The organism is Burkholderia sp. MSMB1588 (assembly GCF_001546925.1).
GTDB classification, from domain to species: domain Bacteria; phylum Pseudomonadota; class Gammaproteobacteria; order Burkholderiales; family Burkholderiaceae; genus Burkholderia; species Burkholderia humptydooensis.
In genome coordinates this window covers 2,126,710-2,149,381 of record NZ_CM003770.1, presented here as the reverse complement: position 1 = coordinate 2,149,381, position 22,672 = coordinate 2,126,710, and the positions used below count along the sequence as shown (strand labels likewise).

Sequence of the window (22,672 nt, the reverse complement as noted above, 5' to 3'; positions counted from 1 at the left end):
GGCTACCCCGCGATCATCGCCGCCGCCTGCCGATACCAGGTCGCGAGATACGGCGGCACGTAGAGCCCGAGCATCAAGCCGAGGGCGATGTGAACGAACACCGGCAGCAGCGCCGGCGGATGCTCGAGCGATGCGACGTTCGATTCGCCGAACACCATCCGCTGCACGCGCATGAAGATCGCCGCGAACGCCGCCGCGAGCGCGACGAGCAGGAACGGTGCGCTCCACGGGAGCTTCGCGATCGCCGTCGTCAGGATCAGGAATTCGCTCGCGAACACGCCGAACGGCGGCATGCCGAGGATCGCGAGCGTGCCGAGCATCATCCCCCAGCCGACCGTCGGGCTCACCTGCAGGAGCCCGCGGATGCCGTCGATCGCCTGCGTGTGCGCCTTCTGCGCCGCGTGCCCGACCGCGAAGAAAATCGCCGACTTGACGAGCGAGTGAACCGTCATGTGCAGCAGCCCCGCGAACGTCGCGACCGGGCCGCCGAGGCCGAATGCGAACGTCATCAGGCCCATGTGCTCGATCGACGAATACGAGAACAGCCGCTTCACGTCCTTTTGCCGGAACAGCGAGAACGACGCGACGAGCACCGACACGAGCCCGAAGCCGACGAGCAGGTGCCCGGGCAGCGCGTTGCCGAGCGCGCCGTCGGCGAGCACCTTGCAGCGCAGCACCGCGTACAGCGCGACGTTCAGCAGCAGCCCCGAGAGCACCGCCGAGATCGGCGTCGGGCCTTCGGCGTGCGCGTCGGGCAGCCAGTTGTGCATCGGCACGAGCCCCACCTTGGTCCCGTAGCCGACGAGCAGGAACACGAATGCGATCGACATGATCGTCGGATCGAGCTGCGTCTTGACCGCGTTCAGGCTCGTCCACAGCAGCGCGTCGCCGTCCGCGAGCAGCCGGCCCGCCGCGAGATACAGGAGGATCGTGCCGAACAGCGCCTGCGCGATGCCGACGCCGCACAGGATGAAGTACTTCCACGCGGCCTCGAGGCTCGCCGCGGTCCGGTAGACGCTGACGAGCAGCACCGTCGCGAGCGTCGCCGCCTCCATCGCGACCCACAGCACGCCGACGTTGTTCGTGAGCAGCGCGAGCAGCATCGCGAAGATGAACAACTGATACATGCAGTGATAGAGCCGCATCCGGCCGTCGCTCATCTTGCCGCGGTCCTGCTCGATGCGCATGTACGGATTCGAGAACAGCGACGTCGTCCAGCCGACGAACGCCGTCAGCGCGACGAGGAACACGTTGAACGGATCGACGAGGAAAAGCTTTCCCACCGCGTACATCGGCCCGTTCGCGACGGTGCGCGCGGCGAGCGCGAGCGTCGCCGCGCACGTGAGAAAGCTGAAGCCGACGTTCAGCGCGCGCGCGACGTGCTGCCGCCGCACGAGCGCAAGGCATCCGCCCGCGACGAGCGGGAGGCCGAGCGACGCGAGCAGCACGTAGACGTCAATCATCTTTCAGTTTCTCGAGATGGTGGATGTCGAGGCTGTCGAACTGCTCGCGGATCTGGAACATGAATACGCCGAGGATCAGTATCCCGACGAGCACGTCGAGCCCGATCCCGAGCTCGACGATCATCGGCATCCCGTTGGTCGCCGCCGCGGCGGCGAAGAACAGGCCGTTTTCCATCGACAGGAAGCCGATCACCTGCGGAATCGCCTTCGCGCGCGTGATCATCATCATGAACGACAGCAGCACGCACGCGAGCGCGATGCCGAGCGTGCCGCGCGCGGCCGATTCGGCGAGCCGGCTGATCGGCGCCGCGACGTTGAACGCGACGATCACGAGCGCGATGCCGGCGACGAGCGTCGTCGGGATGTTCAGGAGCGGCTCGACGTCGGCCTTCACGTTCAGCCGCTGCACGAGCCGGTACAGGATCCACGGGATCAGCCCGACCTTCAGCAGCAGCGTGAGCGCGGCGGACACGTACAGATGCGTGTCCGCCGTCACGAAGCCGAGAATCAGGTTCGCCGACACGAGCGCGACGCCCTGCAGCGTATACAGATGGATCAGCGACAGGATCCGCCGCTGGCTCAGCATCGCGAACGACAGGAGCAGCAGGATCGCCGCGAGGAAATTGACGAGCTGCGTCGCGTAGCCGTGCATCTACGCCCCCAGCAGGAAATGGACGAGCATGCCGATCACCGCGAGCAGGAACGCGGTCGCGAGAAATTCGGGCACGCGGAACAGGCGCATCTTCGCGTTCGTCGTCTCGACGACGGCGAGCGCCGCGCCGCCCAGGAGCAGCTTGATGAAGAGCGCCGGCAGCGCGAACAGCAGCGCGAGCGGACTGCCCGCCTCGGCGATCCCCCACGGCATGAAGAGCGCGAGGCCGATGCACGAATACGCGAAGAGCTTCAGGCTTGCCGCCCATTCCATCAGTGCGAGATGGCGGCCCGAATATTCGAGGATCAGCGCCTCGTGAATCATCGTCAGCTCGAGGTGCGTCGCGGGGTTGTCGACCGGCAGCCGCGCGTTCTCCGCGAGCGACACGAGCGTAAACGCGATCCCCGCGAACGCGAGGCTCGGATAGATCACGATCTCGCGGTGGCCGAGCGTCGCGACGATGCTCGTCAGCAGCGTCGAGCGCGTGATCAGCGACGCCGAGAACAGCACCATCAGGAGCGCCGGTTCAGCGAGGAAGCCGATCAGCATTTCGCGGCGCGCGCCGAGCGTGCCGAACGCGGTGCCGATGTCCATCGCCGCGAGCGACAGCGCGACGCGCGCGAGCGCGAACAGGCCGACGAGCGCGATCGCGTCGGCGGCGGGCGAGAACGGCAGCTCGGTCGACAGCGTCGGCACGATCGCGCACGCGAGCGTCATCGCCGCCCAGACCACGTAAGGCGCGCCGCGAAAGAGCGGGCTCGCGTGTGCCGCGACGATCGATTCCTTGTTGAACAGCTTGTGCAGCATCCGGTACGGCTGCCAGATGCTCGGCGCGCGGCGGTTCTGCAGCCACGCGCGGCACTGGTTGACCCAGCCCGTCAACAGCGGCGCGGCCGCGAGCGCGACGAGAATCTCGAGCGTCTGCGACAGGATGCCGGATGCGGTCACCATCGTCTCACCACCGTCAAAAGGACGATCAGCACGATGAAGCTGTACGTCAGATAGACCGCGATGCGCCCCGTCTGCAACAGCCCGACGAGCGAGGCGACGCGGTTCACCAGCGCGGCGATCGGCTCGTACAGCAGATGCCACGTGCGGTCCGCGACGCTCATCCGGTATTCCGGCTGCCGGTCGTACGGCGACGGCAGCCGCCGCTCGACGCGGAAGAACGGTGTGAAGATCTCGCGGATCGGCTGACCGAAGCCTTCGGCCGTGTCCTGCATCCGCGCGGTCACGAACGGATTGCCGCACGACCACGGCGCCGAGCGCCGGAGCTGCCCGTGGTAGAAGCGCCGCACGAGCAGCCACGCGAGCGCGCAGCACGCGACGAAGAACAGCATGAAGAGCGCCGGCATGTAGCTCGCGCGCGCGGTGGACACGGGCGCGAACAGCAGCCATCCGTGGTTCGTGCCGCCGATGCCCGCGCCGATCAGCGCGCGCGTGACCGCGTCGAGCACCTTCACGTACTGGACGGGCGCGAGGCCGAGCAGCACGCTCGCCGCCGCGAACCAGCCGAACGCGACGCGCTCCCACGGGCTCGCGTCGCGCGCGCGCTCGAGCTTGGCCTCGCGCGGCTGGCCGAGGAACACGATGCCGAAGAACTTGACCATCGTGTAGCCGGCGAGCGCCGCCGTCAGCGCGACGAGCGCCGCGACGAGCGGCACCGTCATCCCGAGCACCGAATCCGGCAGGCCCGGCGTGAACAGGAAGCTCTGCACGAGCAGCCATTCGGACACGAAGCCGCTCGACGGCGGCAGCCCGGCGCTCGCGGCGACCGCGACGAGCATCGCCCACGCGGTCCACGGCATGAAGCGGATCAGGCCGCCGAGCCGGCCGAGATTGCGCTCGCCCGTCGCGTGCAGCACGGCGCCCGTGCCGAGGAACAGCAGGCTCTTGAAGCACGCGTGCGCGACGATCTGATACAGCAGCGCCGTCAGCGACAGCGCGGCGAGCGCGGGCAGCCGGTAGCCGAGGAACAGGATCGTGAGCCCGAGGCTCACGCACATCAGGCCGACGTTGTCGATCGACGAATAGGCGAGCAGCCGCTTCATGTCGGTCTGGATCGTGCTGAACACGACGCCGAGCAACGCGCTGAACAGGCCGAGCGCGAGCATGAGCACGCCCCACCACGCCACCTGCACGTGCAGCAGGTCGAGCACCGTGCGCAGGATCCCGTACAGGCCGACCTTCAGCACGAAGCCGCTCAGGAGCGCGGACACGGGTGACGGCGCGGCCGGATGCGCGTCCGGCAGCCACACGTGAAGCGGGAAGATGCCCGCCTTCGCGCCGAAGCCGGCGAGCGCGAGCACGAACGCGGCCGACGCGGCGAGCCCGTCGAGATGCTGGACGCGCATGTTCGCGAACGTGTAATCGCCCGTGCCCGCCTGCAGCAGGCCGAAGCACAGCAGGAGCGCGAGCGCGCCGACGTGCGAGATCAGGAAATAGAGGAATGCGGCGCGGCGGATCTCGGCGATCCGGTGGTTCGTCATCACGAGGAAGGTCGCCGACAGCGTCAGCGTCTCCCACGCGACCATGAAGCAGTACGCGTCGTCCGCGACGAGCAGAAGCGCCATGCTCGCGACGCACACGTGGTATTCGAAGCAGATGAGGCCGGGCGCCGTGCCCTCGCCCTTGCGGAAGTAGCCGGACGAGAACGCGCCGACGCCCGCCGTCACCACGCCGAGCACGAACAGGAAATAGGAGGACAGCGCATCGATGCGCAGATGGAACGGCAGATCGGGCAGGCCGAGCGGCAGCACGGCCGTCGACGGTCCGGCGAACACCCCGGCGAGACCGGCTGCCGCGAGCGCGAGGCCCGCCAGCGCGCCGATCGGATAGAGACCGTGTGCGATCACACCGGTGCGGCGCATGTTCGCGAGTCCGGCGCAGCCGAGCGCGAGCCACGCGAGCGCGATGAACAGCACGCATCGGAGAAGCAGGCCCTGTTCCATGTTGTATGACTCGCGGTTCGCCTAGCGTCGCACCAGCCGACGTGCGAACGAGTATGGCGAAGCGGCGCGCGCCGCGCAAGCGGCGAAAGGCCGCGCGCATGCGGCGCCGCAACGCGCGCGGTGCGCGCATCGCGCGCCCGCGCAGCGCGTCTCCTCTTTGGTTTCGGGCGTCGGGCGGAGCGTCATCGCAGGACCATCTCGTTACAAGAGTATGATAATGACGTTATCATCCTAGCACCATTGTCGATCTGTCACCATACGCGTCGATACGCATCGCCTCGTTCCTCCGGTATACCCCGCGTCGCGGCCGTGCGGCGCACGCACGCGCCGGCCCGGACATGTGAGCGGACGCGCAGCCCCTCCCGTCGCCACACCATGCCTGTCGCCTACTTTCGCAGCCTCGCCGGAAAGGACCGCAATCTCGACGCGAACCGCCACCTCGGCTTTTCCCTGGCGTTCGTCGCGGGCGCCGCGAACGCCGGCGGCTTTCTCGCCGTCAAGCAGTACACGTCGCACATGAGCGGCATCGTCTCGGCGATCGCCGATCAGGCAGCTCTCGGCGACATCGTGCTCGTGTTCGCGGGAATCGCGTCGCTCGCGTCGTTCCTGCTGGGCGCGGCCACGTCGGCCGTGCTCGTCAACTGGGGCCGCCGCAAGGGGCTGCACAGCCGCTATGCGTTCCCGCTGCTGCTGGAGGCGTTCCTGCTGCTGTGCTTCGGGCTGCTCGGCAGCCATCTGGCGCTCTGGCGGGCGTTCTTCGTGCCCGTCACGGTCGTTCTGCTGTGCTTCATCATGGGCCTGCAGAACGCGATCATCACGAAGCTCTCGAACGCCGAGATCCGCACGACGCACATGACGGGCATCGTCACCGATCTCGGCATCGAGCTCGGCAAGCTGTTCTACTGGAACTCGACGCAGGTCGACCCCGGCGAGCCCGACGTGTACGCGAACCGGCAGAAGCTGCGCGTGCTCGGCACGATGCTCGCGATGTTCTTCTCGGGCGGCCTCGCGGGCGCGCTCGGCTTCAAGCATGTGGGCTATTCGGTGACGATTCCGCTCGCGGGCCTGCTCGTCGTGCTGGCCGGCATCCCGATGCTCGACGACCTGCGCGAATGGGCCGGCCGGCCGGGCAGCGGGCGCGTGCGCTGACGGCGCGGGGAGCCGGACGGCGCGCTCGGGCGTCGACGCCCGAATCCCGATGCCGCCGCCCGGCCCCCGGCCCGGCCGGCGGAATCGTCGCGCGAGGCGCAACGGCCCTCTCGCCGTTCCGAAAGCCGCCTGACAGGCGTCGACGCGCGTTTTGCCGCCCTCCCGCGCGTTGCGCCGACCTCGCCCGCGCGCTCGCCCACTTTCCGGGAACGCACATACCATGTTAATGTTATGTGCATATACTTCTTCTCGCATGAAAATGATCGATCGCGCGCCGGCCCGCTCCGGCGATTGGCTCAACCGCTCGCGCCTTCCGATGCGCGGCTCGCCCCGGACGCACGCATGTTCGACATGCGCGTAGCGCTCCTTGCGCACGACTACGCGCGCCGCGAGCCGCGGGACGTGATGGGCGCGCAGGGGCTCGTGATCGTCGGCGTCGGCAGGAGCGGCGAGCGCGGCTTTCAGATGCTGTACCGCTTCTCGGACGCGTGCGAGCGCCTCGAGGCGCTCGGCACGAACGTCATCTTCGTGTACCCGAAGGAGTCGGCGCGGCACGTGCTGGACCCGGTCTCGGTATCGAGCGCGCAGATCCGGCAGCGCCCGTGCCTCTTCCTCGACGACGAGGGCCGCTTCTTCCAGCGGCCCTGCCCGCCTCGCTCGCTTGCGCTCGTGCATCTGAGCCGCGACATGACGCCGCTCGACACCGCGAAGATCGTCCTGCACGATCACGCGTGGGCCGACGAGCTGCTCGCGTTCCTCGCCCGTGCGCAGGCGCGCGTCATGCACTGAGCGGGCAAGCGCGCGAGCCGGCTGAACGGCGCGCCCGATGCATCACTTGAAGGAATCCCGGTGGCACACGCATTGATCGAAATCGGTCCGAAATGGGGGCGCTATGACGCCGCGTTCGCAGGCGAGGCGCTCGCCGGCGCGGCGGGCCGCTTCCAGAGCGACATCGTCGTCGTCGCGAACGGTCGCCATGCGAACGCGAAGGACGTGATGTCCGTGGTCGCGCTGCGCGCGAAATGCGGCACGCGGATGCAGATCCTGTCGAGCGGCCCTGACGAGGAGGATGCGCTCGATTCCCTCGCGTCGCTGCTGACCCAACGCTGAGCGCGCGGGAGAGCCGACCGATGCGACCTCGCTTTCCCGGCATGCCCGCGAACTCGTCGGGCCCGCTGTCCGCGCCGCACCGTTGCGCTCGCGCGAATTCGCCCGTCGTGATCGAGACGCCGCATCTCGTGTCGCTGTGCTTCGACGAGCGCGGCATGCAAAGCTGCATGTACGTCGACGGCCCGGATCTGCTCGCGCTCGGCTACACGCGCACGATGGCGGGCTTTCTGCTGCTGCACCCGCGGCCGCGGCGAATCGCGATGATCGGCCTGGGCGGCGGCTCGCTCGCGAAATATTTTTACCGGTACCTGCCCGATGCGCAGATCACGTCGATCGAGATCAATCCGGACGTGATCGCGCTGCGCGACCGGTTCCGGATTCCGCCCGACGACGCGCGCTTCACGGTTCTGTGCGCGGACGGCGCAAGCTATGTCGCGTCGGCGGGCGACGCGCGCGCCGACGTGTTGATCGTCGACGGCTTCGACGCCGGCGGCCTGCCGCTCGAGCTCGGCACCCGGCAGTTCTACGCGGACTGCCGCCGCCATCTGGCGGACGACGGCGTGCTCGTCGTCAATCTGCTCGTCGACGATCCGCGGGTGGCCGACAGCCTCGCCGCGCTGCGCGACGCGTTCGGCGCATCGGCGGCGCTCGCGCCCGCCGAGGACAGCGCGCTGAACCTGATCGTCTTCGCCTGGAAAACCGACGCGCCGCTGCCGTCGCTCGAGACGATGATCGAGCGCGCGAACGCGCTGGCCGATCGGCACAGCGTCGATCTCGCCGAGGCGGCAGTGCGGCTCGAACTGGGCGCGAGCTACGACTGGAGCAGGTTCGGCGAACCGGTCGACGCGTGATGCGGCGCGCGCGAAGCGGGGCCGCAAATGAGGAACGGATGAAAAAGTCGACGGGGAGGCGGCATGTATTATAATTTGATTAACATACTCGCCACTGTGTCCCGTCATGGAAACGAAAAGCGCCCGTCTGACCGTCCTGATCGACCCCTTCAAGAAAAAGGCGTTCGAGCAACTGTGCGCCGCGCAGGATTTGACGCCGTCGCAGGTCGTGCGGCAGATGATTCGCGATTATCTCGAGCAGCACGGCGTGAGCTACAAGACGCGCAGCACGGTTGCCGTGCGCGGCGCCGCGAAGCCGCAGTCGCGCCGCAAGCCCGCCGCCTGATTCGTGGGCGCGTGTGCGCCCGTGCCGTAGAAAAGCAGCAATGATACCTTGCGATGTCTGTCAGCCGCTCGTTTCCGAGCGGCACCCGGCGTCGAGCGACGTTCCGCTCGACGCGCTCGGCAAGCCGACCAAACTGCGGCCGCTGTCGCGCAAGCCGGTCGTGATCGCCAAATTCCGCTGCCGCGCGTGCGGCGCGAACTGGATCCGCGAATCGGATGCGGCCGCGCCCGGCGAGGCCCACTGGCTCTTCCTCGGCGACGCGACGAGCATCCTCGAACCCGTCGCGCGCAGGCGCCGGCAGTCCGGCGTCGAGCGCGCCGCCGCGGCCGAGCCGGCCGCGCAGCCGGCGGACGCCGAGCGGATCGCCTGAACGGCCGGATCGATCAGCGCGCGGCGGCGCCCGCGACGGGCACGCGCCGGATCTCGGACAAGTACAGGATGATCAGCGACACCCACACGATCCCGTACAGGAACATGAAGCACGTCGAACGCACGCGCAGCAGATCGACGAGCGCGCCGAAGATGACCGGCAGCAGGAAGCCGCCGAGCCCGCCCGCCAGCCCGACGATGCCGGTGACGACCCCCATGTCGTTCGGGAAATCGTCGGCGACGTACTTGAACGTCGACGCCATCCCGAACGCGAACACCGCGCCGAGCGCGAATGTCAGCACGACGAACGCCGCGAGCGGAACATGCAGCCGCAGCGTCGCGGTGCCGTCGATCGTATGGATCACGAGGTCGGTCGGCGGATAGGACAGCAGGAACAGGCAAATCCACGCGACCCACAGCCCCCACCAGGTGATCGCGTGCGCGCCGTAGCGGTCGGCGAGCGCGCCGCCGAGCGCGCGCAGCACCGAGCCCGGCAGCGAAAAGCCCGCCGCGAACGCGGACGCGGCGACGAGCGACATCCCATAGCCGTTCTTCAGATACTGCGGAATCCACAGCGACAGCGCGGTGAAGCCGCCGAACGTGATCGAGTAGTACTGACAGAGCTTCCATACGCGCGGATCGCGCAGCACCTTGAACGAATCGACCCATGAGCCCTTTTGCGCGCCCGCGCCGGGATCGGGCGCCGAGGCGAGCCAGAAGATCGCCGCGGTGACGATGAGCGCAACGGCGTACACGCGCGGCACGAAGCGCCAGCCGTATGCGGCGAGCAACAGCGGCGTGACGAACAGGTTGACCGCCGCGCCCACCGTGCCGGCGCCGAACACGCCCATCGCGAGCCCGCGCCGCTGCGGCGGAAAGAACCGCGCGACGTACGGCGTGCCGACCGCGAATGATGCGCCGACGCAGCCGAGAAAGAGCCCGATCAGCAGGAACTGCCACAGCGCGTTCGCGTAGCTGACCCCGTAGACGGGCACCGCGCAGACGACGAGCAGCACCGTCATCACGATGCGGCCGCCGAAGCGGTCGGTCCATGCGCCGAGCGGCAGCCGCATCAGCGCGCCCGTCAGCACGGGCGTCGACGTGAGCATGCCGAACTCGGTCGCGTTCAGACGCAGGTCTTCGCGCAACTGGATGCCGAGCACGCCGAACATCATCCAGACGACGAAGCAGACGAGGAACGCGAACGTGCTCGCGAAAAGCACCGACCATGCGCGCGCGGGAATCGCGGGCGCATGGTCGAACGCGCCGGAATCGTGCTGTGAGACCATGTCCGCCCTCCTTTTCCGATCAGTTCATTGAACCAGCGGGCCGTTCGCGTCGCCGAACGCGACGCCCTCGATCCGCGCGCGGCTCGCGAGAATCGTCACGTATTGCTGGATCGCCTTGTGCCGCACGCGCTCGGCGAGGAACGCGGCGATGTCGGCCGCGACCGCGTCGAACGGCACCGGATCGCCCGGCTCGCGGCGCTCGATCCGCACGATATGGAAGCCGAAACGCGTGTTCACGAGGCGCGGCAGCACGCCGAGCTCCGGCGTGTCGAACACGGCCGCGTCGAATTCCGGCACCGAATCGCCGCGCAGCAATTGCCCGAGATTGCCGCCGACCGCCGCCGACGGGCAGTTCGACAGTTCGCGCGCGAGCGTCTCGAACGTCTGCGGCGCGGCAAGCGCGCGCGCGAGCGCCGCCTCGGCCTCGCGGCGCAGCGGCGCGAGCGGCGTCGCGTCCGTCACCGCGAACAGGATGTGGCTCGCATGCACGATGTCGCGGCGGCGAAAGCGCGCCGCATGGTTGCGGTAGTAGCGCTCGCAATCGTCGCGCGCCGGCTCCGGCAGATGCGTGAGCTCGCGCGCGAGCAGCGCGTCGAGCGCGTCGTCGCCGAGCGGCGCGCCGTCGGCCGCGAGCCCGAGCGCGACCGCGCGCTGGCGCAGCAGCTCGTGCACGACGAGCGCGCGCCGCGCCGCGTCGAGCGGATCGTCGGCGTCGGGATGATGCGCGCGCTCGGCGGCGATGTCGGCCGCGCCGATCTCGACGCCGTTCACGCTCACGCGTGCGTGCGGCCGCGTATCGAGGGTTTCGTCGATCGTGTTCATCGGCCGCGTCAACGCTTGCGAACGAGCTGGTACGGGCGGATCAGGTACGCAACCGACGCGAATCCGCTCCAGATATGCACCATCCGCGTGAACGGCGACACGAGGAAGATCGTGAAGCCGAGCAGGATGTGCGCGCGATAGGTCCACGGCACGCCGGCGAGCAGGCCCGCGATGCCCGGCTGGAACGTGACGACGCCCTTCACGTAGCCGGTCAGCACCTCGAACATCGCGCCGTCCATGTGGCGCGCGGACAGCACGACCGTGCCGAGCCCGAGCGCGAGCTGCGCCCACAGCATCAGCACGATCAGGATGTCGGACTTGCGGCTGTTGTGGCGGATGCGCGCGTCGCCGAGCCGCCGCACGATCAGGATCGTGAGCCCGACGATCGCGACCGCGCCCGCCGCGCCGCCGCCCACCATCGCGACGAGCTGATGCGCGGACGCCGACAGGAACGGCGACACGAGCCAGTGCGGCGCGAGAAAGCCGCCGAAATGGCCGATCACGACGACGAGCACGCCCCAGTGGAACAGATTGCTGCCGAGCCGCAGCGCGCCGCGCCGCAGCAGTTGCGACGAATCGCTCTTCCACGTGTACTGCTCGCGATCGAAGCGGATCAGGCTGCCGATCAGCAGCACCGCGACGCAGAGGTACGGATAGATACCGAACAGAAACGTATTCAGGTCATCGCTCATGGGCTTCTCCTGATTCTTCGTCGGGTGCTTCGGTCCTGCACTCCGGCCTTTTCACCGCCGCCGGTTTTCGTCCCGCCTCGCCTCGTTCCGCAGCCTAGCGGTCCGGCCGCCGGTCGTAGAACCGCACGGGCTCCGCCGCGCCCGGCGTCGCCGCGCCGACGAAGCGCACCGGCTCGTCCGCGTAGTCGGCGTCGAGCGCGCGGTGGTCGACGCTCGTATGCGCATCGTCGTCCGGCGCATCGGGCGCGTCGGCCTGCCCCTTGCCCGCGAGCGACAGCAGCGCGCCGATCGCGAAGCCGTAATGGCTGCCGCGCTTCGCGAGCGCCGCCGCGAGCGCCTGCAGGATGTCCGTTGTCTCGACGAGCAGATTGCGCGCGTCGCGCTCCGGCAATCGCGACAGATATTCGAGGAACACCGGCAGATAATCGGGCAGCTCGTGCGCGCTCAGAAAGAGCCCGTGCCGCTCGTACATCTGCAGCAGGTCGACCATCGCCTGCCCGCGATCGCGCGACTCGCCGTGCACGTGCTCGAACAGGTGCAGCGACGTCGCGCGGCCGCGATCGAACAGCGCGACGTAGTTCTCCTGCAGCGTCAGCAAATCGCGCTCGCCGAGATACGCGATGAGGCGCGCGAGTCCCGCGCGCGCCTCTTTCGTCAGACCTTTCGCGTCGCGCGCGCACGCATCGATCGCGGGCAGCGCGTCGACGAGCGCGTCGCTCGGATAATCGAGCAGCGCGGACAGCGCCGAATACACGGCGCCGCGCGGCTCGGCCGGTGCGTCGCTCATTGCTCCGCCTCCTTGATCGGAATCGTCCTCCGGCCTTTCTTCATCCCGAACAGGCTCGCCCGCGACGTGCCGCCCGAGCAGCCGTTGCCGAACGAGAAGCCGCACGACGCGCGCAGGTCGAATGCGTCCTCCGCGTATTCGCGATGGGTCGTCGGGATCACGAAGCGATCCTCGTAGTTCGCGATCGCGAGATAGCGGTACATCTCGTCGACCTGCGCGACCGACAGGCGCGCCTGCTTCAGCACGCCCGGCGCGTCGACCCGATCGACGTGCCGGGCGCGCATGAACGCGCGCATCGCGAGCAGCCGCTCGAGCGCGTGCTTCACGGGCGCCTCGTCGCCTGCGGTCAGCAGGTTCGCGAGATAGCGCAGCGGAATGCGCAGCGATTCGACGTCGGGCAGATAGCCGTTCATCCCGAGCGAGCCGCTGTTCGCGGCTGCGTTGATCGGCGACAGCGGCGGCACGTACCAGACCATCGGCAGCGTCCGGTACTCCGGATGCAGCGGGAACGCGATCTTCCAGTCGATCGCCATCTTGTAGACGGGCGAGCGCCGCGCCGCATCGAGCCACGCGGCCGGCACGCCGTCGCGCTCCGCCTGCGCGGCGACGGTCGGATCGTCCGGATCGAGAAAGAGCGACAGTTGCGCTTCGTACAAATCGGTCTCGCGCTCGACGCTCGCCGCGGCGCCGATGCGGTCGGCGTCGTACAGCAGCACGCCGAGATAGCGGATGCGGCCGACGCAGGTCTCCGAGCACACGGTCGGCTGGCCCGCCTCGATGCGCGGATAGCAGAAGATGCACTTCTCCGCCTTGCCGCTTTGCCAGTTGTAGTAGATCTTCTTGTACGGGCAGCCGGACACGCACATCCGCCAGCCGCGGCACTTGTCCTGGTCGATCAGCACGATCCCGTCTTCCTCGCGCTTGTAGATCGAGCCCGACGGGCACGCGGCGACGCACGCCGGATTCAGGCAGTGCTCGCAAAGGCGCGGCAGGTACATCATGAACGTGTTCTCGAACTGTCCGTAGATGTCCTTCTGCACGTGGTCGAAATTGTAGTCCTTCGAGCGCTTTTCGAATTCGCCGCCGAGGATCTCCTCCCAGTTCGGCCCCCACTCGATTTTCTCGAGCCGCTCGCCGCTCACGAGCGAGCGCGGCCGCGCCACGGGCATCGCCTTCGTGTCGCCCGCTTCCTGCAGATGCGCGTAGTCGAACGTGAACGGCTCGTAGTAATCGTCGATTTCCGGCAGATGCGGATTCGCGAAGATCTGCGCGAGGAGCCGCCACTTGCCGCCGAGGCGCGGCTCGATCCTGCCGTCCGCGCGCCGCTTCCAGCCGCCGCGCCAGCGCTCCTGGTTCTCCCAGTCCTTCGGATAGCCGATGCCGGGCTTCGTCTCGACATTGTTGAACCACGCGTACTCCATCCCTTCGCGGCTCGTCCACACGTTCTTGCACGTGACCGAGCACGTGTGGCAGCCGATGCACTTGTCGAGATTGAGCACCATCGCGATCTGCGCGCGGATCTTCATCGGGTTTCTCCCGCATCGGCGTTGCGTTCGCCGTCGAGCCAGTCGATCCGCTTCATCTTGCGCACGATCAGGAACTCGTCGCGGTTCGAGCCGACCGTGCCGTAGTAGTTGAAGCCATACGACAGTTGCGCGTAGCCGCCGATCATGTGCGTCGGCTTCAGCGACACGCGCGTGACCGAGTTGTGGATGCCGCCGCGCGTGCCGGTGATCTCCGAGCCCGGCGTGTTCACGATCTTCTCCTGCGCGTGATACATCATCACCATCCCGCGCGGCACGCGCTGGCTGACGACGGCGCGCGCGCACAGCGCACCGTTCGCGTTGTAGCACTCGATCCAGTCGTTGTCGGCGATGCCGATCGTCTGCGCGTCGCGCTCCGAGATCCAGACGATCGGCCCGCCGCGCGACAGCGTGAGCATCAGCAGGTTGTCCGTATACGTGCTGTGGATGCCCCACTTCTGATGCGGCGTGATGAAGTTCAGCACGATCTCGGGATTGCCGTTCGGGCGCTGGCCGACCATGTGCGCGTAGCTGCCGGTATCGATCGGCGGCTTGTACGCGCACAGCGATTCGCCGAACGCGCGCATCCACGGGTGATCCTGATAGAGCTGCTGCCGGCCGCTCAGCGTGCGCCACGGCACGAGCTCGTGCACGTTCACGTAGCCCGCGTTGTACGACACGTGCTCGGATTCGATCCCGCTCCACGTCGGCGACGAGATGATCTTGCGCGGCTGCGCCTGGATGTCGCGAAAGCGGATCTTCTCGTCCTCGCGCGCGTGCGCGAGATGCGCGTGCTCGATGCCGGTGGCGCGCGACAGCGCCTGCCACGCCTTCACCGCGACCGCGCCGTTCGTCTCGGGCGCGAGCGCGAGGATCACCTCGGCCGCGTCGAGCGCGCTGTCGATCCGCGGGCGGCCTTGCGCGCAGCCCGCTTCGGTCACGCGATAGTTGAGCGCGCCGAGCAGCGCGACCTCGTCCTTCGCGTCCCAGCCGATGCCCTTGCCGCCGTTGCCGAGCCGGTCCATCAGCGGCCCGAGCGACGTGTACTTGCGGTACGTGCTCGGATAGTCGCGATCGACGGCGGTCACGGCCGGCATCGTCTTGCCGGGCACCGCGTCGCATTCGCCGCGCTTCCAGTCGCGCACGTCGAACGGCTGCGCGAGCTCGGCCGCGCTGTCGTGCGCGATCGGCGAGAGCACGACGTCGCGCTCGATGCCGAGATGGCCTTCCGCGAGCGCCGAGAAGCGCTTCGCGATCCCCTTGAAAATCTCCCAGTCGCTCTTCGACTGCCATGCCGGATCGACCGCCGCCGACAGCGGATGGATGAACGGATGCATGTCGGACGTGTTCATGTCGTCCTTCTCGTACCACGTCGCGGTCGGCAGGACGACGTCCGAGTACAGGCAGGTCGTCGACATCCGGAAGTCGAGCGTGACGAGCAGGTCGAGCTTGCCGCGCGGCGCGTCCGCATGCCACGTCACTTCTTCGGGACGCGAGCCGTTCCCTTCGCGGATCTCGTCGCCCTGCACGCCGTGCGTCGTGCCGAGCAGATGCTTCAGGAAATACTCGTGGCCCTTGCCCGACGAGCCGAGCAGGTTCGAGCGCCACACGAACAGGTTGCGCGGGAAGTTCTCAGGCGCGTCGGGGTCCTCGCACGCCATCTTCAGTTCGCCCGACGCGAGCCGCCGCGCGATTTCCGCGCCCGCAAGCGCGGGATCGGCGATGTCCGCGCCGACGCGCAGCGGATTCGCGGCGAGTTGCGGCGCGGACGGCAGCCAGCCCATCCGCTCGGCGCGCACGTTGTAGTCGATCGGCGCGCCGTGGAAGCGGCTTTTGTCGGCGAGCGGCGACAGCAACGCGGCCGGGTCCATCGGGTCGTAGCGCCATTGATCGGTATGCGCGTAGAAGAACGATGTCGCATTCATCTGCCTGGGCGGGCGGTGCCAGTCGAGCGCGAACGCGAGCGCGGTCCAGCCGGTCTGCGGCCGCAGCTTCTCCTGGCCGACGTAGTGCGACCAGCCGCCGCCCGACTTGCCGACGCAGCCGCACATGATCAGCATGTTGATGATCGCGCGGTACGTCATGTCCATGTGGAACCAGTGGTTGATCCCCGCGCCGACGATCACCATCGACTTGCCCTGCGTCTTGTGCGCGTTCTGAGCGAACTGCCGTGCGACCGAGATCGCGTCCTCGCGCTTCACGCCGGTGATCGCTTCCTGCCACGCGGGCGTGTACGGCACGTCGTCGTCATAGCTCGTCGCGACGTCGCGGCCGCCGAGCCCCTGGTCGATTCCATAGTTCGCGACGAACAGATCGTAGACGGTCGCGACGAGCATCTCGCCCTCGGGCGTCGCCACGCGCCGCGCGCCGATCCTGCGCGACAGCTCGGACGCGTGCGGGGTGGGCTCGAAATGCGCATGCGGCTGGTTGCCGAAGTACGGAAACAGCACGTCGACGACTTCGTCGTGCGCCTTCGCGAGCGACAGCCGCGGCGCGAGCGCGCGGCCGCCCGCCGTCTCGGCCTTCAGGTTCCACTTGCCCTGGTTGCCGCCGTCGGGCTTCGCCCACCGGAAGCCGATCGAGCCGACCGGCACGGCGAACTCGCCCGTCGCGTCGTCGATCATCACCGTCTTCCATTCCGGGTGCTCGGCTTCGCCGAGCGCGCCGTCGAAATCGGACGCGCGCACGAGCCGCTCGGGCACGTAGCCCGCGCCATGCGGCACGAGCCGCACGATGCACGGCATGTCCGTGTAGCGGCGGCAATAGTCTGCGAAATAGTCGCTCGCGCCCTCGACGTGGAATTCCTTCAGGATCACGTGCCCCATCGCGAGCGCGAGCGCCGCGTCGGTGCCCTGCTTCGGGTGCAGCCACAGATCGCCGAACTTCGCGCCTTCCGAGTAGTCGGGAAACACCGACACGATCTTCGTGCCGCGGTAGCGCGCCTCGACGAGGAAGTGCGCATCGGGCGTGCGCGTCTGCGGGACGTTGGAGCCCCACATCATGATGAACGTCGAGTTGTACCAGTCGGCGGATTCAGGCACGTCGGTCTGCTCGCCCCACGTCTGCGGCGACGCGGGCGGCAGGTCGCAATACCAGTCGTAGAAGCTCAGGCATACGCCGCCGATCAGCGACAGGTAGCGCGAGCCCGCCGCATACGACACCATCGACATCGCCGGGATCGGCGAAAACCCGACGACGCGGTCCGGCCCGTGGCGCGCGACCGTATGCACGTTCGCCGCCGCGACGATCTCGCTGACCTCGTCCCACGTCGCGCGCACGAAGCCGCCGAGACCGCGCCGGCTTTGATAGCTGCGCCGCGCGTCTTCGTCGTCGACGATCGAGCGCCATGCGTCGACGGGTTCCATCGTGCGGCGCCGCGCGCGCCACAGCCTGACGAGCGCGCTGCGCACGAGCGGGTACTTGAGCCGGTTCGCGCTGTACAGGTACCACGAGTACGACGCGCCGCGCGAGCAGCCGCGCGGCTCGTGGTTCGGCATGTCCGGGCGGGTGCGCGGATAGTCGGTCTGCTGCGTCTCCCACGTGACGATGCCGCCCTTCACGTAGACCTTCCACGAGCACGAGCCGGTGCAGTTCACGCCGTGCGTCGAGCGGACGATCTTGTCGTGCTGCCAGCGCTGCCGGTAGCCCTCCTCCCACTTTCGATCCTCGTCGGTGACCGCGCCATGCCCGTCGGAAAACTGCGGTCGGGCGGTCGTGAAAAAGCGCAGCCTGTCGAGGAAATGGCTCATGGCGATCCTTGTGGGGGAGCGAGGCGCTCGGTTTTGAATCTAGCAACGGCCTTTCGCAAAGTAAAGGAAACGGAAACGCGCCCCTTCGCGATCGCACGATCGACTCCGCCGCGGCGGCCACGAAAAAACCGGTCATGAAAATCCGATGCGACGCGATAGCCGCACGGACGCAAAGCGCGAAAAATGCCGACGGCGATGCGCCGCCCAATGTCGGCGAATCAGATGGCGAGCGTATGGCAACCCATGAAGTCAGCCTGAAGTCAGCCAATGGAAAATCGCGATGAAATGCGCACGGAGTCGTTTTCTGGCGCACCGATTCCGCACTGCACGATGCCCGGCGCCGCGCCCGCGCGCCGGCGACGCATGCGCGGGCAAGCGCCGGCCCCACGCGGCGGCGCCGGATCGAACGGATTGCGTTGGCGCGTAATATTTGAAAGAATTCGGTCCGCAACGCTTTCGCGTTGTCGCATTGCCGAAAATGACGGGAATCACGCAAAATGTCGGCATTCCAATTCCCGCCGCGCATCGGGCCCGTTCACTCGACGCTCCCCCAACCAGCCGCACCGGCATAACGAAGCATAGGTATGAATTCATGACCGCCAGCGGGATCAGCCCTGGCGCATCGCGCGATGCGTCCCGCACCGACCGGCGCGGCGCGCTCGTCGCCGTGGCCGTCGCCGCGCTGGGCATCGCTGCGTCGTATGGCGTCGCGCGGCTCGTGCTGCAGCAGGAGCGCAATGCCGCGCAGGCCCGTTTCGAGCGCCGCGCCGCGCACGTGACGACGACGCTGCGGCAGGAACTGCTGACCGCCACGACGGTGCTGCGCGGCGCGCGCGGCATGCTCGGCGAGAACGCGTCGCCCGCCGCCGTCGGCTGGGCGAACTATCAGGCGCAGCTCGATCTCGATCGTGCGCGCTCGCCGATCCGCTCGCTCGGCTTCGTCGACGCGAAGGCCGCCAGCGGCGCCGCCGCGCAACCGGGCGTCGATCCGCAGACGCGCGCCGCACTGCTGCGCGCCGCGGATTCCGGCCTGGCGACGCTCGACGCGCATGCGCCGCCGCCCGAGAACACCTACGCGCCGGACAGCGGCGCGGGCACGCTCGCGCTCTACCTGCCCGTCTACACGGCGAACGGCGCGCTGCCCGCCCCCGAGCGTCGCCGCGCGGACACGGCCGGCTTCGTCGTCGCGACGCTCGACGCGCGCCGCCTGGTCGAGCTGTCGACCGCGAACGACCGCGACATCGACCTGCGCCTGACGGCGGGCGAAGCGGGCGTGCTCGTCTACACGACCGAGCGCGACTACGGCGGCGCCGACGCGTCGCGTCCGTCGCTTGCGCGCACGGACTCGCTCAATTTCGGCGGCATGCCGCTCGCGCTCGCCTATACGACGGAAAACCGCTGGGCGGCGATCCGCTCGGACGCCGTGGCGACCACGGTGTTCGTCGCCGGCGCGGCGACGTCCGCGCTGCTCGCGGTGCTCGCGTATCTGCTCGTCGGGCGCGTCGGCGCGCGCGACGGCTACGCGGACGACAGCCCGCTCAACGAAGCGCGGATGATGGGCATCATCCGCTCGTCAATGGAAGCGATCATCACGGTCGACGAGATGCAGACGATCGTGATCTTCAATCCGGCCGCCGAACGCGTGTTCGGCGTGTCCGCGATGGACGCGATCGGCTCGCCGCTGTCGCGCTTCATCCCCGAGCGCTTTCGCGAGGCGCACGAGAAGCACGTCGAGCAGTTCGGCGTGACGGGCGTATCCGAGCGGCAGATGGGCCGTCAGCGCGTGCTGTACGGGCTGCGCGAGAACGGCGAGGAGTTCCCGATCGAGGCATCGATCTCGCAGATCCGCGACGGCTCCGGCAAGCTGTACACGGTGATGCTGCGCGACGTCACCGAGCGGGTGCGCAACGAGAGCGCGCTGCGGCAGTCGCGCGAGGAGCTGCGCGAGCTGTCCGCGAACCTGCAGAACGTGCGCGAGGAAGAGAAGACGCGCATCGCGCGCGAGCTGCACGACGACCTCGGCCAGCAACTGACCGCGCTCAAGATGGACGTGTCGGCGATCGCGCTCGCGCTCGCCCGCTATCGCGACGCGCGGGCCGACGCGCAGCCGATCGCGGCCGTCGAGCAGCAGTTGCACGGGATGCGGCGGCTCATCGATTCGACGGTCGCATCGGTGCGGCGCATCGCGGCCGACCTGCGGCCCGTGATGCTCGACGATCTCGGCCTCGTGCCCGCGATCGAATGGCTCGTGAACGATTTCACGAACCGCTACGGCATCGACGTCGAGCGCCGGCTCGACACCGCCGACACGCGCTTCACCAGCGCCGGCGCGACGACGCTGTTCCGGATCGTCCAGGAGGCGCTGACGAATGTCGCGCGCCACGCGGACGCGACCCGCGTCGACCTGACGCTCGCGATCGACCAGGACTTCTGCCTGCTGCAGATCAGGGACGACGGGCGCGGCGTGCAGCCCGACGAACGCCTCGGCGCGAACGGCGACAAGTCGTTCGGCCTCATCGGCATCCGCGAGCGCGCGCACATGCTGAGCGGCACCGTCACGATCGATTCGGCGCCCGGGCAGGGTTTCTCGATCAAGGTCGCGCTGCCGCTCGCCGCGATCCGGCAAACGGACGCGCTCCTGTGATCAGGGTCCTGATCGCGGACGATCACGCGCTCGTGCGCGACGGCCTGCGCCACATTCTCGGCAGCGCGACGGGCTTCGAAGTCGTCGGCGAAGCGTGCGACGGCGTCTCGACGATCGAGCTGATGCGCTCGACCGATGCGCAACTGCTCGTGCTCGACCTGTCGATGCCGGGCCGCAACGGCATCGACCTCATCAGGCAGATCAAGGAAGAGAAACCCGCGCTGCGGATTCTCGTGCTGACGATGCACGCGGAGCAGCAATACGCGTCGCGCGCGTTCCGCGCGGGCGCGTCCGGGTACATGACGAAGGAGAGCGCGAGCGCGGAGCTCGTCGGCGCGCTGACGAAGATCGCGGCGGGCGGCGTCTACGTGAGCCTCGCGATGGCCGAGCGGCTCGCGCAGAGCCTGAACGAACCCGCCGAGTCGCTGCCGCACCAGCGGCTGTCCGATCGCGAGTTCGACGTATTCCGGCGGATCGCCGCCGGCGAGACGATCACCGAGATCGCACAGGCGCTCGACGTCAGCGCGAAGACGATCAGCACCTACAAGGCGCGCATCCTCGAGAAGATGCAGATGCCGCACGATGCGGCGCTCGTGCGCTACGCGATCCGGCACAAGCTGTTCGACGACGGCGACGAGGCCTGATCGACGACGCGGCGGGACGCGGGCCGGGCGACGCGCGCGCGTTCCCTGCGCTGCCGCGTGCCCGTCGTCCGTATCGTCGTCACTCGCCCGGCGTCCGGCTCCGGCTTCTTGTCCGCATCCGCGCAAACCCTCGTAGGATTATCCCTACAGCAAACGCGTCATTGCCTACTCCATTTTCACCCGGCGCTGATTTCGCGCCTCGACCGCGCGGGCCATACTGCCTGCCATGAATGCACGCGAGCCGACTCCTCCGCTGAGAGTGTTTCTCGTCGACTATGCGGCCCCGGTCAGAGATCGCCTTACCTCGCTGCTCGAGACGATCCTCGGGGTCGAGGTGGTCGGCGAGGCCGAGGACGTCCCGGCCGCGCTGGCCGGCATTCTGGAAACGGGCGCCGACGTCGCCGTCATCGAGCTGAGATTGACGGGCGGCAATGGACTCGAGTTGATTTCGGCGCTGACGCGCGCCGCTCCGAGGGTGGTCAAGATCGTGCTGACCAACTTGTCCGGACCGGCATTTCGCGCGGCATGCAGCGACGCGGGGGCGAATTTCTTCTTCGACAAGATCGCCGACGTCGACGCCGCCTGCCGCACCGTGAAAACCCTGGCCAGCGCGCACCGACCGAGCGCGGCCGAATGACAGGAGCAGATCATGTTGCAAGCGCATACGTCGAACGCTTTCACGCCCGCGCAGCGGCAGCGCGTGACGATGCCGCTGCGCGCGGCTGCGCGCGACGACGCGGCGAAGTGCCCGGCCCCGCGCTGCTCGAGTTGCGCGATGCGCAGCGTCTGCATGCCGTTCGATCTGAGCACCCACGAATTCGCGAAGCTCGACGCGCTGATCTGCTCGGCGCGCCACGTCAAGCGCGGCGACGCGCTGTTCCGCACGCATGACGTGTTCCAGAGCATCTACGCGGTGCGCACCGGCTCGTTCAAGACGGTCGTCATGCATCGCGACGGCCAGGAGCACGTGACGGGCTTCCAGATCGTCGGCGAAACGCTCGGCCTCGACGGCGTGTGCGCCGGCCGTCACAACAGCGACGCGATCGCGCTCGAGGACAGCACCGTCTGCATCATCCCGTTCGCGCAGCTCGAGGCGGTGTGCCGCGAAGTGAAGCCGATGCAGCACCACGTCCATCGGCTGATGAGCGGCGAGATCGTCCGCGAATCGAGCCAGATGATGCTGCTCGGCACGATGACGGCCGAGCAGCGCGTCGCCGCGTTCCTGCTCAACATCTCGGAGCGCTTCCAGAAGCGCGGCTATTCGGCGGCCGAATTCAACCTGCGGATGACGCGCGAGGAAATCGGCTGCTATCTCGGGATGAAGCTCGAGACGGTCAGCCGGATGCTGTCGAAGTTCCAGCGCGACAAGCTGATCGCGCCGCGCGGCAAGCAGATCCGCATCATCGATCCGGTCGGCCTCGCTCGCGTATGACGCGGGCAATGCGGACCGCGGACAGAACAATCGCTACGGGGAAAGAAGAAAGACAGGCAGGCCGAACGCGACGAGGACAGGACAGGATAGGCCCGGCCAGGACAGGCCAACCGGACCGCGACGGGGCCAACCCATACGGGGAGCAAACTGGCTGGCACGAGGAAAACGAGATGAAGATCGACGAATGAATACCCTACCTCGAAAGAGGCGCTTCAGGACG

At 68.2% G+C, this 22,672-nt stretch carries 21 protein-coding genes; 11 read left to right on the top strand and 10 right to left on the bottom strand.

Translation table 11 applies throughout. From position 1 onward, the window contains the following. Positions 1 to 2: 2 nt before the first annotated feature. From WS92_RS08645 to hyfB, 4 genes are read right to left on the bottom strand one after another with little or no spacing between them, the layout of a single operon-like run. Positions 3 to 1,463, bottom strand: coding sequence for a hydrogenase 4 subunit F (locus tag WS92_RS08645; RefSeq protein WP_015603024.1), 1,461 nt, complete (start codon positions 1,461 to 1,463; stop codon positions 3 to 5). Next, a complete protein-coding gene (locus WS92_RS08640; RefSeq protein ID WP_004533049.1) occupies positions 1,456 to 2,115 on the bottom strand; it encodes a formate hydrogenlyase in 660 nt (219 codons plus the stop codon). The genes WS92_RS08645 and WS92_RS08640 overlap by 8 nt, the downstream gene beginning before the upstream one ends. Further along, a complete protein-coding gene (locus WS92_RS08635; protein WP_006027180.1) occupies positions 2,116 to 3,066 on the bottom strand; it encodes a respiratory chain complex I subunit 1 family protein in 951 nt (316 codons plus the stop codon). Beyond that, a complete protein-coding gene (gene hyfB, locus WS92_RS08630; RefSeq protein WP_015603842.1) occupies positions 3,060 to 5,066 on the bottom strand; it encodes a hydrogenase 4 subunit B in 2,007 nt (668 codons plus the stop codon). The genes WS92_RS08635 and hyfB overlap by 7 nt, the downstream gene beginning before the upstream one ends. A 375-nt stretch (positions 5,067 to 5,441) precedes the next feature. On the opposite strand from hyfB, the gene WS92_RS08625 reads away from it, so the two are divergent. From WS92_RS08625 to WS92_RS08600, 6 genes are all read left to right on the top strand, one after another. Further along, the gene (locus tag WS92_RS08625) at positions 5,442 to 6,215 is read left to right on the top strand and encodes a YoaK family protein (protein ID WP_006027178.1); all 774 of its coding nucleotides are present in this window, start codon (positions 5,442 to 5,444) and stop codon (positions 6,213 to 6,215) included. A 342-nt stretch (positions 6,216 to 6,557) separates the two neighbouring features. Then, on the top strand, positions 6,558 to 7,004 hold the full coding sequence (locus tag WS92_RS08620; RefSeq protein WP_006027177.1) for a hypothetical protein: 447 nt from the start codon (positions 6,558 to 6,560) through the stop codon (positions 7,002 to 7,004). 60 nt (positions 7,005 to 7,064) lie between these two features. Further along, positions 7,065 to 7,325, top strand: coding sequence for an HPr family phosphocarrier protein (locus WS92_RS08615; protein WP_059929791.1), 261 nt, complete (start codon positions 7,065 to 7,067; stop codon positions 7,323 to 7,325). Between the two features lie 41 nt (positions 7,326 to 7,366). Next, positions 7,367 to 8,176 carry a fused MFS/spermidine synthase gene (locus WS92_RS08610; protein ID WP_006027175.1) on the top strand — a complete coding sequence of 270 codons (810 nt, stop codon included), beginning with the start codon at positions 7,367 to 7,369 and terminating at the stop codon, positions 8,174 to 8,176. A gap of 106 nt (positions 8,177 to 8,282) precedes the next feature. Beyond that, on the top strand, positions 8,283 to 8,501 hold the full coding sequence (locus WS92_RS08605) for a ribbon-helix-helix protein, CopG family (RefSeq protein WP_006027174.1): 219 nt from the start codon (positions 8,283 to 8,285) through the stop codon (positions 8,499 to 8,501). A 40-nt stretch (positions 8,502 to 8,541) separates the two neighbouring features. Beyond that, entirely contained in the window at positions 8,542 to 8,871 is a 330-nt protein-coding gene (locus tag WS92_RS08600; protein WP_006027173.1) for a hypothetical protein, read from the top strand. Positions 8,872 to 8,884: 13 nt separating this feature from the next. Here WS92_RS08600 and WS92_RS08595 read toward each other — a convergent pair whose 3' ends face one another. From WS92_RS08595 to WS92_RS08570, 6 genes are all read right to left on the bottom strand, one after another. Further along, positions 8,885 to 10,159, bottom strand: coding sequence for an MFS transporter (locus tag WS92_RS08595; protein WP_059929793.1), 1,275 nt, complete (start codon positions 10,157 to 10,159; stop codon positions 8,885 to 8,887). A gap of 24 nt (positions 10,160 to 10,183) precedes the next feature. Next, positions 10,184 to 10,981: a peptidylprolyl isomerase gene (locus WS92_RS08590; protein ID WP_059929795.1), complete on the bottom strand. Its 798-nt coding sequence runs from the start codon at positions 10,979 to 10,981 to the stop codon at positions 10,184 to 10,186. Between the two features lie 8 nt (positions 10,982 to 10,989). After that, entirely contained in the window at positions 10,990 to 11,673 is a 684-nt protein-coding gene (narI, locus tag WS92_RS08585; RefSeq protein WP_006027170.1) for a respiratory nitrate reductase subunit gamma, read from the bottom strand. A 94-nt stretch (positions 11,674 to 11,767) separates the two neighbouring features. Continuing rightward, entirely contained in the window at positions 11,768 to 12,460 is a 693-nt protein-coding gene (gene narJ, locus WS92_RS08580; RefSeq protein WP_059929797.1) for a nitrate reductase molybdenum cofactor assembly chaperone, read from the bottom strand. After that, positions 12,457 to 13,986, bottom strand: coding sequence for a nitrate reductase subunit beta (gene narH, locus WS92_RS08575; RefSeq protein ID WP_059929799.1), 1,530 nt, complete (start codon positions 13,984 to 13,986; stop codon positions 12,457 to 12,459). Before narH ends, narJ begins: the two co-directional genes overlap by 4 nt. Further along, the gene (locus WS92_RS08570; protein ID WP_059929801.1) at positions 13,983 to 17,732 is read right to left on the bottom strand and encodes a nitrate reductase subunit alpha; all 3,750 of its coding nucleotides are present in this window, start codon (positions 17,730 to 17,732) and stop codon (positions 13,983 to 13,985) included. The genes narH and WS92_RS08570 overlap by 4 nt, the downstream gene beginning before the upstream one ends. Positions 17,733 to 17,740: 8 nt before the next feature. Here WS92_RS08570 and WS92_RS35670 point away from each other — a divergent pair, with 8 nt between their 5' ends. From WS92_RS35670 to fnr, 5 genes are all read left to right on the top strand, one after another. Beyond that, positions 17,741 to 18,016, top strand: a complete 276-nt coding sequence (locus tag WS92_RS35670) for a hypothetical protein (protein ID WP_156442977.1) — start codon at positions 17,741 to 17,743, stop codon at positions 18,014 to 18,016. 308 nt (positions 18,017 to 18,324) lie between these two features. After that, positions 18,325 to 20,376 (top strand): PAS domain S-box protein, encoded by a 2,052-nt coding sequence (locus tag WS92_RS08565; RefSeq protein WP_059929803.1) that lies wholly within the window; start codon positions 18,325 to 18,327, stop codon positions 20,374 to 20,376. Beyond that, a complete protein-coding gene (locus WS92_RS08560; protein ID WP_059929806.1) occupies positions 20,373 to 21,020 on the top strand; it encodes a response regulator in 648 nt (215 codons plus the stop codon). Before WS92_RS08565 ends, WS92_RS08560 begins: the two co-directional genes overlap by 4 nt. A 226-nt stretch (positions 21,021 to 21,246) precedes the next feature. Then, a complete protein-coding gene (locus WS92_RS08555; RefSeq protein ID WP_009915080.1) occupies positions 21,247 to 21,657 on the top strand; it encodes a response regulator in 411 nt (136 codons plus the stop codon). 69 nt (positions 21,658 to 21,726) lie between these two features. Beyond that, positions 21,727 to 22,452, top strand: a complete 726-nt coding sequence (fnr, locus tag WS92_RS08550; RefSeq protein ID WP_231755891.1) for a fumarate/nitrate reduction transcriptional regulator Fnr — start codon at positions 21,727 to 21,729, stop codon at positions 22,450 to 22,452. Positions 22,453 to 22,672 lie beyond the last annotated feature (220 nt).